18 protein-coding genes are annotated in these 15,005 nt (G+C 49.9%); 13 read left to right on the top strand and 5 right to left on the bottom strand.

Annotated features, from left to right (window positions below):
• Window positions 1-317 precede the first annotated feature (317 nt).
• From hemL to IPJ88_14755, 6 genes are all read left to right on the top strand, one after another.
• Window positions 318-1,616, top strand: coding sequence for a glutamate-1-semialdehyde 2,1-aminomutase (gene hemL, locus IPJ88_14780; GenBank protein QQR89447.1), 1,299 nt, complete (start codon window positions 318-320; stop codon window positions 1,614-1,616).
• Between the two features lie 88 nt (window positions 1,617-1,704).
• Complete coding sequence (locus tag IPJ88_14775) at window positions 1,705-1,938, top strand: AtpZ/AtpI family protein (protein QQR89446.1); 234 nt, start codon at window positions 1,705-1,707, stop codon at window positions 1,936-1,938.
• A gap of 1 nt (window position 1,939) precedes the next feature.
• Entirely contained in the window at window positions 1,940-2,314 is a 375-nt protein-coding gene (locus tag IPJ88_14770) for an ATP synthase subunit I (GenBank protein QQR89445.1), read from the top strand.
• A 4-nt stretch (window positions 2,315-2,318) separates the two neighbouring features.
• Entirely contained in the window at window positions 2,319-3,113 is a 795-nt protein-coding gene (gene atpB, locus IPJ88_14765) for a F0F1 ATP synthase subunit A (GenBank protein ID QQR89444.1), read from the top strand.
• A 10-nt stretch (window positions 3,114-3,123) separates the two neighbouring features.
• Window positions 3,124-3,450, top strand: coding sequence for an ATP synthase F0 subunit C (gene atpE, locus IPJ88_14760; GenBank protein QQR89443.1), 327 nt, complete (start codon window positions 3,124-3,126; stop codon window positions 3,448-3,450).
• A gap of 136 nt (window positions 3,451-3,586) precedes the next feature.
• Window positions 3,587-4,102 (top strand): cytochrome c maturation protein CcmE, encoded by a 516-nt coding sequence (locus tag IPJ88_14755; GenBank protein QQR89442.1) that lies wholly within the window; start codon window positions 3,587-3,589, stop codon window positions 4,100-4,102.
• Window positions 4,103-4,281: 179 nt separating this feature from the next.
• Here the strand turns inward: IPJ88_14755 and IPJ88_14750 are convergent, their stop codons facing one another.
• Entirely contained in the window at window positions 4,282-5,928 is a 1,647-nt protein-coding gene (locus IPJ88_14750) for an HCO3- transporter (GenBank protein QQR92053.1), read from the bottom strand.
• 553 nt (window positions 5,929-6,481) lie between these two features.
• Here IPJ88_14750 and pyrR point away from each other — a divergent pair.
• Both pyrR and IPJ88_14740 read left to right on the top strand, forming a co-directional pair.
• Window positions 6,482-7,006, top strand: a complete 525-nt coding sequence (gene pyrR / locus IPJ88_14745) for a bifunctional pyr operon transcriptional regulator/uracil phosphoribosyltransferase PyrR (GenBank protein ID QQR89441.1) — start codon at window positions 6,482-6,484, stop codon at window positions 7,004-7,006.
• Window positions 7,007-7,957 (top strand): aspartate carbamoyltransferase catalytic subunit, encoded by a 951-nt coding sequence (locus IPJ88_14740; protein ID QQR89440.1) that lies wholly within the window; start codon window positions 7,007-7,009, stop codon window positions 7,955-7,957. It begins immediately after the preceding gene.
• Here IPJ88_14740 and IPJ88_14735 read toward each other — a convergent pair.
• Entirely contained in the window at window positions 7,916-8,638 is a 723-nt protein-coding gene (locus IPJ88_14735; protein QQR89439.1) for a hypothetical protein, read from the bottom strand. The two genes, IPJ88_14740 and IPJ88_14735, sit on opposite strands and share 42 nt — an antisense overlap.
• A 79-nt stretch (window positions 8,639-8,717) precedes the next feature.
• On the opposite strand from IPJ88_14735, the gene IPJ88_14730 reads away from it, so the two are divergent.
• On the top strand, window positions 8,718-9,737 hold the full coding sequence (locus IPJ88_14730) for a flippase-like domain-containing protein (GenBank protein QQR89438.1): 1,020 nt from the start codon (window positions 8,718-8,720) through the stop codon (window positions 9,735-9,737).
• 107 nt (window positions 9,738-9,844) lie between these two features.
• Here the strand turns inward: IPJ88_14730 and IPJ88_14725 are convergent, their stop codons facing one another.
• Window positions 9,845-10,186 carry a ribosome-associated translation inhibitor RaiA gene (locus IPJ88_14725; GenBank protein ID QQR89437.1) on the bottom strand — a complete coding sequence of 114 codons (342 nt, stop codon included), beginning with the start codon at window positions 10,184-10,186 and terminating at the stop codon, window positions 9,845-9,847.
• Window positions 10,187-10,280: 94 nt separating this feature from the next.
• Here IPJ88_14725 and IPJ88_14720 point away from each other — a divergent pair, with 94 nt between their 5' ends.
• From IPJ88_14720 to IPJ88_14705, 4 genes are all read left to right on the top strand, one after another.
• Entirely contained in the window at window positions 10,281-10,514 is a 234-nt protein-coding gene (locus IPJ88_14720; GenBank protein ID QQR89436.1) for a hypothetical protein, read from the top strand.
• A gap of 76 nt (window positions 10,515-10,590) precedes the next feature.
• Window positions 10,591-11,493 carry a universal stress protein gene (locus tag IPJ88_14715; protein ID QQR89435.1) on the top strand — a complete coding sequence of 301 codons (903 nt, stop codon included), beginning with the start codon at window positions 10,591-10,593 and terminating at the stop codon, window positions 11,491-11,493.
• A 23-nt stretch (window positions 11,494-11,516) separates the two neighbouring features.
• Window positions 11,517-11,945: a universal stress protein gene (locus IPJ88_14710; protein ID QQR89434.1), complete on the top strand. Its 429-nt coding sequence runs from the start codon at window positions 11,517-11,519 to the stop codon at window positions 11,943-11,945.
• Between the two features lie 84 nt (window positions 11,946-12,029).
• Window positions 12,030-13,559 (top strand): hypothetical protein, encoded by a 1,530-nt coding sequence (locus IPJ88_14705; GenBank protein QQR89433.1) that lies wholly within the window; start codon window positions 12,030-12,032, stop codon window positions 13,557-13,559.
• A 26-nt stretch (window positions 13,560-13,585) separates the two neighbouring features.
• Here the strand turns inward: IPJ88_14705 and thiL are convergent, their stop codons facing one another.
• Together thiL and IPJ88_14695 are read right to left on the bottom strand one after the other, a co-directional pair.
• Window positions 13,586-14,539: a thiamine-phosphate kinase gene (thiL, locus tag IPJ88_14700; protein ID QQR89432.1), complete on the bottom strand. Its 954-nt coding sequence runs from the start codon at window positions 14,537-14,539 to the stop codon at window positions 13,586-13,588.
• 13 nt (window positions 14,540-14,552) lie between these two features.
• Window positions 14,553-14,933, bottom strand: a complete 381-nt coding sequence (locus tag IPJ88_14695) for a hypothetical protein (GenBank protein QQR89431.1) — start codon at window positions 14,931-14,933, stop codon at window positions 14,553-14,555.
• Window positions 14,934-15,005: the final 72 nt, after the last annotated feature.

Here is a 15,005-nt window from a genome sequence, read left to right as displayed (position 1 = left end):
TCTTGCTCTATCTGGGGTCCCCAAAGACGATTGGATGGCCATTTTCTCCCTTATGCCCGCTGTAGGGCAGAACAGTTTCGTTCTGTATTTATTCCGAAGCCGTTTTCAATGATGATGACAAGTATCCGTTTTTTTCAATTCAGCTGCCAAGACCTTGAGAGAATATAGAAAAACACGGGGGGAGCGCTAAGTTTTATCCACGTTTTCTGAACATGAGCTGGAAGTGACTTTTCTAAAATAGGTTAGATAGTGTAGTTCAGGTGGCGCAAGGTAGACCCAAGACGGGATACCCACGAGTGCGTCCTGGAGGCAAGAGTATGGGTGCGGACTTAAAATCCCTTTCGATCTATGAGCAATCGCGGCAATTGATACCTGGTGGTGTCAATTCGCCCGTCCGAGCCTTTGCTGCGGTGGGTGGCGAACCGGTGGTGATGAAAAGCGGCAAAGGCGCTTGGCTCAAAGATGTCGATGGCAATTCGTATATTGACTACATCGGTTCATGGGGACCGATGATCTTGGGGCATGCGGAGCCTCATGTCATCGCAGCCGTCAAAGACGCTGCTGAGCGCAGTACGAGCTTTGGTGCTCCGACGGAGGCCGAGCTTGACCTTGCGCGGCTAATTAACGAGGCGGTGCCGAGCATGGAAATGCTGCGCCTGACCAACAGCGGAACCGAAGCGGTGATGGGTGCACTGCGCGTGGCGCGCGGCTTTACTGGCCGGGATATGATTGTGAAATGCGTTGGTTGCTACCACGGTGGAGCTGATTATCTGCTGGTCAAAGCGGGTAGTGGAGCAGCCACTTTAGGCAGTCCGGACAGCGCCGGGGTGCCGAAGGCCTTTGCCGAACTGACCGTACTTGTGCCTTACAATGACATTGAAGCGGTTAGGCAGGTCTTTACGGCGCACAAGGACAACATTGCGGCTCTGATTATCGAGCCGGTAGCAGGAAATATGGGCTGCGTACCTCCTCAGGAAGGCTATCTTCAAGGGCTGCGTGAGCTTTGTAGCGAAGCGGGTGTGGTGTTGGTGTTTGATGAAGTGATGACGGGTTTTCGTGTGCATCACGGGGGTGCGCAAGCTCGTTATGGTGTTCGTCCTGATTTAAGTTGTTTTGGAAAAATCGTTGGAGGAGGCCTTCCGGTTGGCGCGTACGGAGGACGTTCCGAAATGATGCAAAAGGTTGCTCCCTTGGGACCGGTCTATCAAGCAGGCACCTTAAGCGGAAATCCTTTGGCGACCGCGGCGGGCATCGCAATGCTGAGTCAGCTCAAGCGCTCCGCAGTCTACGAGACCCTTGAAAAGACAGGTGCTCAACTAGAGCGAGACATTCTCGAGGCCGCAAACCAAGTTGGCGTGACAGTGTGCGTGCAACGTGTGGCTTCCATGCTAACTGTGTTTTTCACCAAAGGTCCGGTGCGGCACTGGGATGATGCATCGGCTTGCGACACGAAAGCCTTTGCCCAATGGCATCGGAGCCTATTGCAGGAAGGTGTCTATTGGCCGCCCTCGCAGTTCGAGGCCGCCTTTGTCTCGATTTGCCATGATGCTGAGGTGCTTAGCCTAACTAAAAAAGCGATGGAAAAAGCTTTTTTGCGTCTAAAACAGTCGGCTTGACCCTATAAGTGACCCCATGCTACCCAGCGCCACGTCGAGGTACTAGTGTCTGCCTATCGCCGGTAAAGGGTTGGGAAAACGGTCCAATATGCCATTAATAGACCCAGAAGGGCGAGAGCAGCTCAAAGTCGCAGCGCGAGTGAGCATTGTGGGCTTGGAATTGGTGCTTGCCATGGTGGTTGGCTACCTCGTCGGTCGTTGGTTGGATAATCATTTTGGTACAAACCCCTATTTGAAGATCACTGGCTTGGTATTGGGCTGTATAACGGGTTTTCGCGCTTTGTATCGTTTGGCGAAAACCGTTGATTTGGACAAGATGTGACATGGAAATCCTAAAAAAAGACGCTGTTTTTATTTGGATTCTTGGGCTGGGCGCCTTTTTGGCCCTGGCTTGTGGTCTGCTTTTCGGCGTCCAGACTGCTCTTGGCCTGTGCGCTGGCTGTCTGCTTGGTGCCGCCAACTGGGCTGCTCTTCGTTGGCTCGGCAAAAGGCTTAGCCGCCAGAGCCTGGCTCCAGCCGCAGTCGTTTTTATCTATGTTCTAAAGATGAGTGCCCTGTTTTTGCTCATGGCGATCGCACTTTCTAGCTTAAAATTGCATCCTTTGGGCTTTATTGTCGGTCTTAGCACCATGGTCGTTGGCATTCTTGCCGGGAGTCTGATAAACAACGCCGGCTCCTCGCTGGAAGAGGGAGAGTAAAACGATGCCACACGGTCAAACTTGGTTTAATTTTCTTCCTTTTTTTAAGGATGTCGAACGTGCTGCGCAGGGCTTCGGTGAGACTTGGATTGCTCACCAATCGGTCCCCGTGGGTCACGTGTTTGGCGCCGTTTTTGTATTGCTCTTATTGACCTTCCTGGGCTTCCTTACCTACAAGAAGGTTGCAGACACCGAAAAAGCACTCGTGCCCGAGGATACCTTTAGCGCAGCTGTGTTTATCGAGCTCGTGGTGCAAATGGTCTATGGCTCGATGACCGAAATGATGGGCAAAAAGGCGGCGAAGTTTTTTCTGCCGCTCATCGGTACCTGCGCGCTTTTTATTTTAGTTTCAAACTCCCTCGGCCTAGTTCCAGGTTTTTCGCCACCGACCGATTCGCTCAATACGACTTTGGCTTGCGCCTCGGTGATTTTCTTTTCGACACATATCTTTGGTATCAGAGAGCACGGCATTGCTTATTTTAAGCACTTCCTAGGTCCGATTATTAAGTGGTATGCCCTTCCTTTGATGCTATTGATGTTCGTGATTGAAACCATCAGTCATATCGTGCGACCCATGTCGCTGTCGATTCGCTTGATGGGAAATATGTTTGCTGACCATACGTTGCTTACCGTTATTCTTGGCTTGGTAGTGGGTGGGCTTGGTGTGGTTGGTGTGTTTATCCCAGTGCCTGTTTTGGTGATGGTACTGGGGTCGTTGGTCGTCGTCGTTCAGACGGTGGTCTTTTGTTTGCTTTCAACAGTTTATATCGCTTTGGCGATTGAACACGGGGAACACTAAGGAGTTTTCGATGAAAAAAATGATGAGGCAATGTTTGGTGTTTTGTGGGACAGCAATGGTGGCAATGCCTGCCTTTGCTCAAATGGGTGGCGCTCCAGCCAATGAGTTCAGTCAGCAGGCGATTTCCTATCTTGCTGCTGGATTGGCTATTGGTATCGCCGCGTTTGGTGGTGCTTTGGGTCAGGGCAAAGCTTCGGCAACTGCACTTGATGGCATTGCTCGAAATCCAAATGCATCGGGCAAGATTTTTACGCCAATGCTTTTGGGGCTAGCGCTTATTGAGTCTTTGGTGCTCTACGCTTTCGTTATTGCGCTAAAACTAGCTGGTTTCTTCTGAGATTTTGATCCAGTAAAAACAGCTTGTTCTAAATCACAAAAAACCCGTAAGCTTCATGTGCTTGCGGGTTTTTTGCTATGGTTACGGGCAAGTACCATGGCGAGCAGGCGGATTTTGCTTCATACTAGAAAGAGCCATGAACGAGCCATCTGAAATTACTGATCCTAGTGTTACACCAAAACGTCGGCTGCCAGGTTGGGCGAAAATCGGCATTGTCTTTACTTTGCTTTGTACCGCTGTCGGTTTTTTGCTGTTTGGAAGCGATGCTTCGGATGCTTTTGTGTACTCCAAACTTGTTCATGAAGTTGTCGACACGCCTGCTATGTTCGAAGGTAAACAATTGCGCGTTGAAGGTGACCTTCGACAGGGCTCGGTCAAATTTCGAGAACAGCCCTGCGAGTGGCGTTTCGTGCTGGAGAAAAAAGACAAAATCATGGCGGTGCGGTTTCCGCAGTGTGTTGTCCCAGATACCTTTCGCGACGGTCAGGGTTTGACCGTCACGGTTGAAGGAACGCTTAATAAAGACGGTAGCTTTTTAGCAAGCCAAGTCATTCCGCGATGTCCTTCCAAATACGAAATGAAACAACGTTCGGAAAAGGGCGAGAAAATGCCTTACGAAACTCCGCACGCGCCCACTGCAGAACAGTATTAATAGCGCTCCGCTTTCGGCTCGAAATTTTTGAATCGCAAGGTTAGATAAAAAGGCTTGAGGCGACGAGGCCCAGGGGCCCCATGCTCAAACAGTCCTCGCTTCGCTGCGGCGAGGAGGAGCAACGCAGCATCGGGCGCTCTGGACAAGCGAGAATCAAATCGATTGTATTGGAAAATGCTTTAGTCAAACTCTCGGTACATCTCTTCGTCGGGAACTTCCTCCGCGTCCAGGAAAGCTAGATGTGTGGGATCAAAAAAGCGAGTCATGAGTAGACGAATAGGCACCAGCAGGCCAATAAACAAAGGAAAGATAATTCCCAGAATCGAAGCCTTAATGATCCAAAGCATGGTGAGGCATAGTGCTTGTATTGCGGTGAAGGTATGGACGACCGCTTTGGGAACACGGCGCGTGTAGTGCTTAGGAGGGTACATGTTTGGATCGGTGACCCATAACTTGATGCGTTCGAAAAATTGGTTGCCACGTGTTGAGTTGATGCCCATAAACAAAAACAAGCCAAAAAGCACGGACATCGGGATGGCCCGAAGAGAAGGAAGTACAAAAAGGCAAAGGCCAATCATGACATGCACCGAAAGGCCCGTGAGTCTTGTTTCGATGACCGACACGACGTGTTCTTGACCACCCTGGCTGCTTACATGAGCGAGACTTCGTACATGATTTAACGACCGTACTGTGGCGGCAACCATCCAAGGCAGGCCAAACAAGGAGCATATGCCAATAAGAACGCCTACGACCAAAAGGTCCAAGTGGTAGGCAGCTCCTTTTTTTAGTTTATGTTGCGGAGCATTGACCAACCGTACCGTGATGTTCTGATCGAGAAAGACAAGCACGGAAAAAAGGAGCGCAGGCAATGCGGCGGCCAAACGTGCCCAGTATGGGGTCTGAAAAATATCAACGAACCAGGCGCGCCCTGTGCTTGTGCCAAAGTGTTCTGGAGCGGAGAGGTAGACTAGGTCGATGTGACGCATTGACCAAGCCACGAATGTCATAGTGAAGATAGCAATGGCTGGTCCGAAATCAGCGAGAAATTCACGCACGGAGTGAAGCAGAAGAGGGCTGCGTCGAAATCGCGACAGTTGTGTGGCGATGACGTAAGTGCCAAGTGCAAGGACGAGCGATGAGAGAGCTCCTTGATAACTCCGGCTTTCGTCCGTAAATCCTCGTAAAATATCTTTGCCTGCTTCGACGATGAAAATAAGTGATATGAGCGCAGCGAAGGTTTCATCGGTGAAACGCGAAAACCAACGCATGAGACTGCCTGCTTCAAAAATAGTGAAAGCAAAGATAAAGGCCATCGTCCAAAGGCCAATCCAGCCCAACACGGGTAGGTAGCTTAGGCCGGCTTGTTCACATACGCCGTAAAGAATCCCCATGAAAATAATTACCGGGCCCGTGCTGCCTAGAATCGTGAGTGGTTGTCCTGAAAAAAGCGCATAGACGATGCCACATAACGTGTGCGTTACAAGCATTTCGACCACACCGACTTGTCCGTGCGTAAGCACGGTGAGCAATCCCCCGAACGCAATGGCAGGCGCCAGGCACGCGAAAAAGAGAAACAAGGTTGATGCTAAGGCTTTCGGGTGCAGGCCATCTGAAAAATCACTGAAATAAAAGGGCGCACGTCGTTTGATGTCGTTAAGCAGTCCTCCTGCAAGTTTGTTTGTTTTTCGGAGCTCTGGCGGAACACTGTCTTGTGTTGGTTTTGGGGGTGATTCAACAAAAGCAAGATAGCGCTCGTAGACCTCCAGCAATGCTTCCGGCGAATCGGCGCTTAGTGCTTGGCTTCCAAATCGCGAATCATGCAGCATCCAACCAAAGGGCTCGAGTTCAGCGTCTCGTGGATCCGTGACTCCGTCTGCTTCGAATACGACCCAAAGAAACTCCAAAGAGGCTCCGTCTTCGGCATAGCAGGGCTGATGAAGCCTGAGCAATGAGCAACGGGCGTTCCCCGTTCCAGGGAAAGTGACTCGCAATACGCCAACACTATGCCCGAGATTCTTTGGACTGGGTTGATGACGATGGGCAAGTGCGTTGCTAATTCGTCTGTATTGGGTGCCTGAAAGTCTGCTTTGAGCACGCATTCGCTTGGCGATTTCGCGGACCAAGACGCTCAGGTCGCTTTCAGCAATATCGAAAATCACTTCGCTGTGATGCAGCGTTTGGTGGATGATTTCGCTTGTTGGAGGGATAGAGCTTGTGGGCATGATCGAGCTCGAGTCCGAAGTTACCCTTTTGAGGCTAAAAACACGAGGGTGTAATGCTTTTTGACCTACAAACTCGGCGCTTCGCATAAGGAGCTTGACCCAATGCCCACTGGGGCATAAACACGGGGTTTAGATGCAGGGCTCAGAGCAGACCATCATGGATGCAAAGGATGTATTACGCAGCATTCAGCGTATGGCCATGGCAATCGTTGAGCAAACTCACGGCCCGCAGCAGTTAGCTCTTGTTGGGGTGCGCCGTGGTGGCGTGCCAATTGCAACGTGGATGGCCGAGTTCATACGCAAAAGTGAAGGCCTCGAGGTTCCCGTCGGAACAGTCGACATTTCCCTTTATAGGGATGATGCGGCGTCCGCGCTTCCTGACCCTAAAATAGGACCGAGTCATGTGCCTTTTGATATCAAAGGCAAAGACGTTGTTTTGGTGGACGATGTTCTTCACACAGGTCGGACTATCCGAGCAGCAATAGAGTGTTTGCTCGATTATGGTCGCCCGCGACGAATATGGCTTGCGGTGCTTTGTGATCGGGGTGCTCGAGAGCTTCCCATTATGGCTGATTTTGTGGGTCGCGAAGTGAAAGTCCCAGAGGGTGTGCTCCTGGATGCATGCGTTGATTCGGAGAAGATTGAAGATGCATTCGTCAGATTGCGAAATAGGGTTGGATAAATGAGCTTAGCAAAAGAAAAAGCTTTTCGGCACCGCCACGTGCTTGGCATCGAGGCGCTTAGTCGCGGCGATGTGGAGCAAATATTTGATGCAGCCGAAGCTTTTTTTGAAGTGTCACGAAGAGCAGTTCGCAAGGTACCGACTTTGCGAGGGAAAACAATCATCAACGCCTTTTTTGAACCCTCTACACGTACCAGGACTTCGTTTGAAATCGCGGGCAAACGCTTGTCCGCCGATGTGATTAATGTCTCTGGCAGTAGTTCAAGCGTAAGTAAGGGCGAGACCTTGCTCGATACCTGCCGGACCCTGCAAGCCATGTGTCCGGATGTGATTGTGATTCGTCATCAAGCTTCGGGTGCTGCTGATTTTGTGGCTGAGAAAACAAATGTGCGGGTCATCAACGCAGGCGATGGCATGCATGAACATCCCTCCCAAGCATTGCTTGACGCCTTTGCATTGCGGTCTCGTTTGGGATCGATCGACGGTTTGCGTATCGCGATATGTGGGGATCTGATGCATTCCCGTGTCGTGCGATCCAATATTTTGCTTTGGAAACTCATGGGCTGCGAAGTGCACGTGGTTGGTCCCAACACTTTGATTCCGCCTGGTATTGAGCGCCTTGGTGCGAAAGTGTTTCATTCTGTCGAAAGCGCTTTGGAAGGTGCCGATGTGGTGATGGCCTTGCGCATCCAGCAGGAACGACTCAAGAGCGCATGCATACCGAGTTTAAGAGAGTACGCAAAGTGTTACGGCATCAACCAAAAACGCCTTGAGCTAGCGAAGAAAAACGCGCTGGTGATGCATCCTGGCCCCATGAATCGGGGTGTGGAGATTGATCCTCTTGTGGCGGATGGTCCTCAAAGTTTAATCTTGGACCAAGTCGAAGCAGGAGTGGCTGTGCGCATGGCGCTACTGTATTTTCTTGCTGGCGATGGCGAATACACGCCCTAGCTTGGCTATCGAGCGATCAACCTTAGGCTTCCGATGTTGAGTTGGAAGGTTTTGGGTGTAGCGAAACTTTCCGCCGCGTTCGAGATAGCGTTTTAGGTAAAAAGGAACTTTGAGGAGTTTTTCTTGGAGCAGGGGACGAATCATTCCCTGGACACTTCCGCTCCCGATGTCACTTAGTACGCCATAACTAAGAATGCTTTTTCGATCGTTGTAAGGCGCGATGTGAAAAAAGCCCCATGCTTTCGTCGCGGTACCGTCGTGAGAGGAATCAATGCGAAAAAGAAGTTCCTTGCCAGGGATTTTTACCGTGAAGACAATACGGTAGTTAATATCAAAAGGCCCTCCTTTTTGGTGTATCGCAACAACGCGTCGCTGTTCATGTTCCGATAAGAGCTCTGAACTCACTGTCTTTGGAATTATGCTAGGAAAGCGTTCGACGTCGAGTAGGGATTGCCACACCTCTTGCGGTTTGGCATTGATAAGTTGCCAACTGTTTCCACCAAAGAGGAACATCCCCTTTTTCAGTTGGCTCTGCGGTCGGGTCACAAGTAAGCCTTGATTAAGCTGCTCGAGCTCTTCGGAACTAAAAATCTGTTCTTCGGCCTGGCTTTGCGCTACATAGACAAACAAAAAAACCAATGAAAGCATGGTGACTTTGCCAGATCGGATGCCAGGGTCCATGACTGTTTGACGATGCTAAACAAGGCTTATTCAAAAAATACAGTCCCTAAACACGTAGGGAAAAAGGTTACCTGGTTTTATGAAATTTTCACTGCCTAAGCGCCAGGTTTTTGCTCTACTCATTTCGATTCTAGTTAGTGTGGTTGCTCTTTTTGCGACTTTCAGAGGCGTGGATTTCAATTCATTTTGGGCTCAGACCACAAAAGTGAAAATGGGAGTGTTCTTGCTCAGTTATCTTAGTGCAGGCCTCGGCTTTTTGTGTATCGCCTTGCGGATCAAGATTCTTGTGGGCACGCAACACCCCTTCAGTTTCAAAGACGCATTGCGTTCTGTGTTTGCTGGGTATTTGGGCAACGCTGTGCTACCGGCCCGAATAGGAGAGTTCCTGAAGGCTGGTTACATTTCGTTTCGCACTGGCCTTTCTCCCGGGCTGAGCATTGCGCTTATTGCGGTCGAGCGAGTTATTGATCTGGCACTGGTGATTGCCTTTTCACTTTGGGTGCTTCCTTTGGCTCTTGGCTCTGGCGCGCTTGGTCCAGGCGTTTGGCTTGCAGTGGCCATTGCTGCAGCAGGTTGTTGCGTGCTTGTTGTCGCTACTTTTCAGTCAATGTTGTTTATGAAAGTTGTGCGCTATGTGCTTTCTTTCCTGGGGGCAAAGCTTGAGCGGCTGATTTTGCCTATTGCGCAACAAGTACTCGATGGTCTTGGCGCCCTAAAGAAAAAGAAAGATGCGTTCTACGTTATTTTACTGAGTGTGTTTTATTGGTTGTTTAGCTTAGTGACATTGCATGTGTGGACCTTGGCTTTTGATCTCGAGGTGCCGTGGTATGCGAGCTTTCTATTGTTGGCCTTTTTGGCAGTGGGAACGGCACTTCCGGCGGCAGCTGCCTATGTAGGGACCTATCATTTTGCCGTGGTTGCAGCGTTGTCTGTGATGGATACACCTAAGTCACGTGCTGCTGCGGTTGCGGTGTTTGTTCACGCCGCCGGCATGATTCCGTGGGTCATCCTAGGTGCACTATTGGTGGGGCCAACCGTTTTGTCGCGAAGCACAAAGCGCATCGCAGATAAACCGTCAGACAAAGGCGATATAATTTAGATGTACCTGGTCAGTCGGTGACACTTGCCCGCAGTCGAAACCCAGCTATCCAGGCAAAAAAGTGAAGCTAGAAGTGCTGGAAGAAAGCAGGGGCTGACCAGGGACAACTACGATTGCCGCTCTAGCGTGCGTTTCTTCTCGATGTAGTCCTCAAGCCGACGTGCTGCTGCATCGAAAGCGTCACGTACCGCTACGTAAGCATCTTCGTGTGCCGGACTCGTACCGCTTCTTTGGTTTGCCAAGAGTTCGCATATTGGCAGCGTTATGTCTATGGTAACTTCGTAAAGAAAGCCTTTGTGTTTGTGCCGGTGTGGCGCTTCTATAACGACATGGCAGCGATGAATACGGTCATGAAACTTTTCGAGTTTAGCAGCTTTTTCTCGAATTCGTTGTTCAAGAGCTTCGGAGGGTGGAATATCGCGAAATGTAATTTGTAAGGGAAAAGTCATCAAAAACACCTTATCATTGAGTCCGTTTGATCTCTTTCGTTTATACCATCGTCCAAGTATTTTTCCAGGTTAAGCTGTGCTAATGTCAAAAGGAATGAAAAAAATTCGGATGGGATCACTGCTCGCTGTTTGCTGGTTAGTCGGGTGCGGCGGTAGCAATGCTCGTGTTGACGAAAAACCGGTTGATCGAGACCTCGAACCTGTCCCAATTGGCGCGGTTCATCCTGCAAGGACTGGCGTTCGGAGTTATCCGGAATCCGAATACGAACCGACGATCATTCCTCCTCGTGGTGCAGTCAATGATAAAGGTGAGAAAGAGGTGGATTAGGCTTGCTTTTTATAATAATGCTGAGTCATAGCAAGGCAGCTTAATCTTTTTTCTCGCATGCGATATAATTAGCCAAATGTCTGAAAACACTCTGCTGTTTCCTACAGATTTGGCGGCAAACAACCAAACACGGCTGCAGTTTGCGGCAACCTTAGCCAAAGCTTTGGATGTTAAGCTCTGTTTGCTTCATTTTATGGGTGTTGCAGATGCCGAATCGTCTGAAGATGTTCCGCAGGCCTTGCTTCCTGCTATCGAAGCCATGCGCAAAACCATGGCCGAACGTCGTGACGCTGCAGAAAAACAACTTAAGCTTGAGCAGTCTGTTGTGCAAAAGCTAGGTGTTGAGTGTTGCGTCGAGTTTCGAAACGAACGTGCAAGTACAGGCATTCTTGACTATGCGAAGGAGCATCCGCCGGCGTTTGTTGTTCTCGGGTTGCGTTCGAGTAGCGTGAGCCACTCTCCGTTGGTTCAGCATGTGTTTGGCAGCACTTCGAGCACAGTGCTTCGGCACAGTAATGTACCCGTACTAGCGCTGCCGCCCAATGCCACTTTGCCTGCAGCGCTTCATAAGTGTAAGTGGGTTGTTGGTGTCGATTTTTCCGATGAAAACAAAAGAGCGATTTCTTTTGTCCAACCCTTTGTGGAAAAATTGCAAGCTTCTATTGAGCTTGTGCACATCAGTGCACCGCTGAGTCGCGAGTTGGACGAGCCTGTGAATCAACTTTGGGCCGATCACGCCAAGCAACAACTTGATGAACTAAAGGCTTTGCTTGTTCCGAGCGCCAAAACTACCTTCAAGCAGACTCCTTCCGATAAGACAACGGGGCATGCCCTGGCTGAGCATGCATCCCATCGCGATGCTTCTTTTCTCGTGTTGAGTGCAAGTGGCAAAGGAAATCTGAAAAAGTTCTTTTTGGGCAGCACTGCTGAGCGCACTCTTCGCTATGCCACAATGCCGGTGTTTGTTGTTCGCGGGTGAAGCCGAAATCTAGGAGACGAGCGATGCAAAAAATTATGGTTCCCATTGATGGTTCAGCTGGTTGTGAAAACGCCTTGCGTTTTGCCGCAGACTTGGCGACTCGCTTTGATGCAGAACTCGAATTGGTTTACGCGTATGATACGCCTGGGATCAATTTTGGTGGAGTGGTGGCTTTTTCTAAGGAAGACTCATTGCGTGCCAAGGCAGCAGCAACAAAGACCGCGTTTGAACGAGCCGAAGCAGTACTAAAAGAACATAAAGTTTTGCGCCGTCATGTTTCCCTTGAAGGAGTTCCGAGTGTGGAACTCATTAACTACGCGAAGAAGAGCAGACCTTTTATGGTTGTGATGGGTTCTCGGGGCGTTGCTACCTTAGATGGAATCATCCTTGGTAGCGTCAGTGAACGCGTCATGCGTGGTGCCGATTGTCCCGTGACCATTATTAAAAGTTAAACAAAGGTATCGGTCACACTTCAGTCGGCATGCGTATGGTGCGGGTATTGTGTTGCTGTGCTGGGGTATCCTATCCACAGCGGCTTGGTTATCCTACATGCTAAATTCGCAGAAAGCAGCGAAATATCCGTTGGCATTGTTTTTGCTCCGTTTATAGCCATGCCTTTTCTTGGTCGACTTCTAGCTCTTATCTGTATCGGGAGTGTCGCTTGCTCACTTGCGCCGGCGAAGCCAGAATCCAATGACTTAGGTGAACTTGAAGGCGCTCTCGTTGGACTTCCATTTCGGGTTGATAAAGTAACATACAACGGGGAAGGGAGCCCTGAGGATCCTTTTGATGTTTGTGAACCTTTTCGTAGCTATGTAGAAGCAAAGGGGCGGGAAAATTTTGGTGAAGCTTTAAGCAACGCTGAATTAGTTTGCAATGAGGGTAGCTGCGTTGTTCGCCAGCGCTTTGCGGCTCAACCCGACAAAGAGCTTGTTCAGGATTACGGAAGCAATGAGATTCGCGAAGAGCTTGTTAGTGCAGATACGCAAACAAATCTTCAAAACAGTGCACGTGAGGGCTATGTTGATTCTGGCTGTCTTACTGTCAATGGCCAACATGCTCAATCCGGCCAACAGGTTTTACTGTCTCAAATAGATTTTGCAGAGCTCGGCGAAAGTCTCCGGCAAACGGCAACGCTACTCGGAGCTGTTGGACTAGCAAGTTTCTCGATACCTGATCTAAGTTGGTCCAAAGTTATCACGCTGCTTTCGTTGGCTGGCCTTGCAATAGCTGCAATTGCTATTCGTGGGCTTGACTCATGGTATATGATGCGACCTCAGCATTCGTCGTTTGAACTTCTTGAGATAGGCTTACTGGCACAAATCTCAAATGCCATTCTACAGCGACTGCGCCAAGGTGAGCTGTCGGCGGCGGAAACTCAACTTGAGATGATTCGTTTAGAACTAGTGCGCCAGATGGATGCTACTCTTGCGGAGCAAGGCAACGAAAGTGTTGAGGAAGATGAGCTCGATGTTTTTAGACGGTTTATAGATGGAATTGAGTACGATGCAAAAACGGGCCGTGTGGTGTCGAGAGTTGATGAGGGTCCAAGTTTCGACCCGGATCCATTTGTTTGGCCCCAAGACAATGACCACGATTGCCTAATTCGCATTCAAAACAAATTGGTTGAGCTTAGCACTGTTTCCGAGCTTCAGAACGGAGAGCCGGTGTTGGTGGTGTGCGCGATGTACAATTCGACTAGGGTAATGTTGGAAACTTATGAGTTCGACAAGAACGGATACGATGCTGAATTGCGTTGGCGCACTCTCTACGCCTTACCTGACACAAACACAGTTCCTTTTCGTGCATATAACGTTGGAGACCTTCCGTTGAAGTTCACGATTACTCCACAGCTTTCTGCGACTACAACGATCGCTGAAGTCGGCGCAGATATCGAAAGTGCTTCTGTTGAAATAGGGGCAGGTGCCGAACTTCAGTTGCTCGCATCCCGAAAGCTCATCGGATCGGCATTAGTCAGCGATCTGTCTACGATGATTGTTACTCCTTCTGGATCGTACGCTTTTCGGGCTGCGGGCAACTATGCTTTGCTGGTGTGGGATTACTAAACAGCTATCTCTGGGTCGCTGGGTGACTAAGCGAAGTGAACAAAGTCACCCTGCCTAACCGTGGGCTGCTCACTTCCGTTGTAGGTATACATCACGTTTTTGTCACCGACGACAATATCGCCAATGCAGGTTGCAAAGCTTTCTAGTAACGGATGCTCTTTCGAGGCGATAAGCAACTCATAGTCTTCGCCCCCCAACAAGGCGAGCTCAAAGGGATCACAGTCAAGGGCTTCGCAGGCCTCACGATACCCGGTATCAAAGGGGAGTTTTTCCAAAGCGACAGTCGCAGCGACATGGGATGATTCGGTGACGAGCTGCAGGGCATCGTTGAGTCCATCGGACAAATCAATGGCTGCTGACGCAATGTGGGCGACGGCTGCCATTTCTTTCAAATAGACAGGGGGACGCTGCCAGCGTTCTACAAACTTTCTGAAGTCAAGATGCGTTGATGATTGCTGTAGTGCCTTTAGGCCCAAGGCGGCACTTCCAACCTGACCCGTTAAATAGAGTTTGTCACCAACTTTGGCAGTGGAGCGTCGCAGTACATTTGAATTGCTTTCGCCTAGCACGGTGACAGAAACGGACATGTTACGACCACGCGACAAATTGCCACCGACTACAGGAATTTGCATCTCGTCTGATGCCATTCGTAAGCCTTCGGCGAGCGCACGAATGGTCTCGTCACTGGTACTCTCGGGCAAGATGAGGGAGACCAGGGCTCCCACAGGCTTGGCTGCCATTGCCGAAAGGTCACTTACGCTTACGGCCATAGCGCGCCATGCAAGTTGTTCATGGCTAAGATAGGACTGCTTAAAATGCACGTGTTCAACTTGCACATCAACGCTACAGACGAGGTGTTTATCAAGCGAGCCAAGTACCGCTGCATCGTCCCCGATGCCGAGCACTACTTTTTCATACTTTTCTTTCTCAAGCGTTGCTTGCAAGATCTTAATAAAATGTCGTTCTCGTGCGTGTGTCATGATCTCACGTCGTTTAGAGGGTCCTTCTCCAGGCCCAGACGGCGAAAAAAAGCATCATGAGAAAAACACCCAATGCAAAAACTGTAATCCTATTGTGCGAAGGCTTAATCGCGTCGGCACGGGATGCATCGAGAGCCTGCATGGCTGCAGCGAAGACGTGTTCAAGTTGCATTGAAGCGCGTTCACTTCGAGCAGGATCTGCTTCTTTTATACTTCGGTAGCGTTTTCCGGCCTCGGAAAGTTTGCCGGTCGCTTGGCACAGTACGATAAAACGTCGATGAGCAATGTCCTCTTCCCAGTGCTCAAGAACTTGCGTCCAAGCAAGATCCATACTGTCTTCTTGCGTTGCATCGAGGATTTGCTCGCTATCATTTTGTTCAGTGTTGTTAGTCATGCCAGATGTGATTGGAGTGAACGCTTTTTACACGCATGCTCTAACGAGCATAAGCTGAACAAGCGAGCAGCC

The sequence above is a fragment of the Myxococcales bacterium genome, from assembly GCA_016699535.1.
Taxonomy (GTDB): Bacteria; Myxococcota_A; Polyangia; order Polyangiales.
This window is presented reverse-complemented; position numbering and strand designations above follow the sequence as displayed.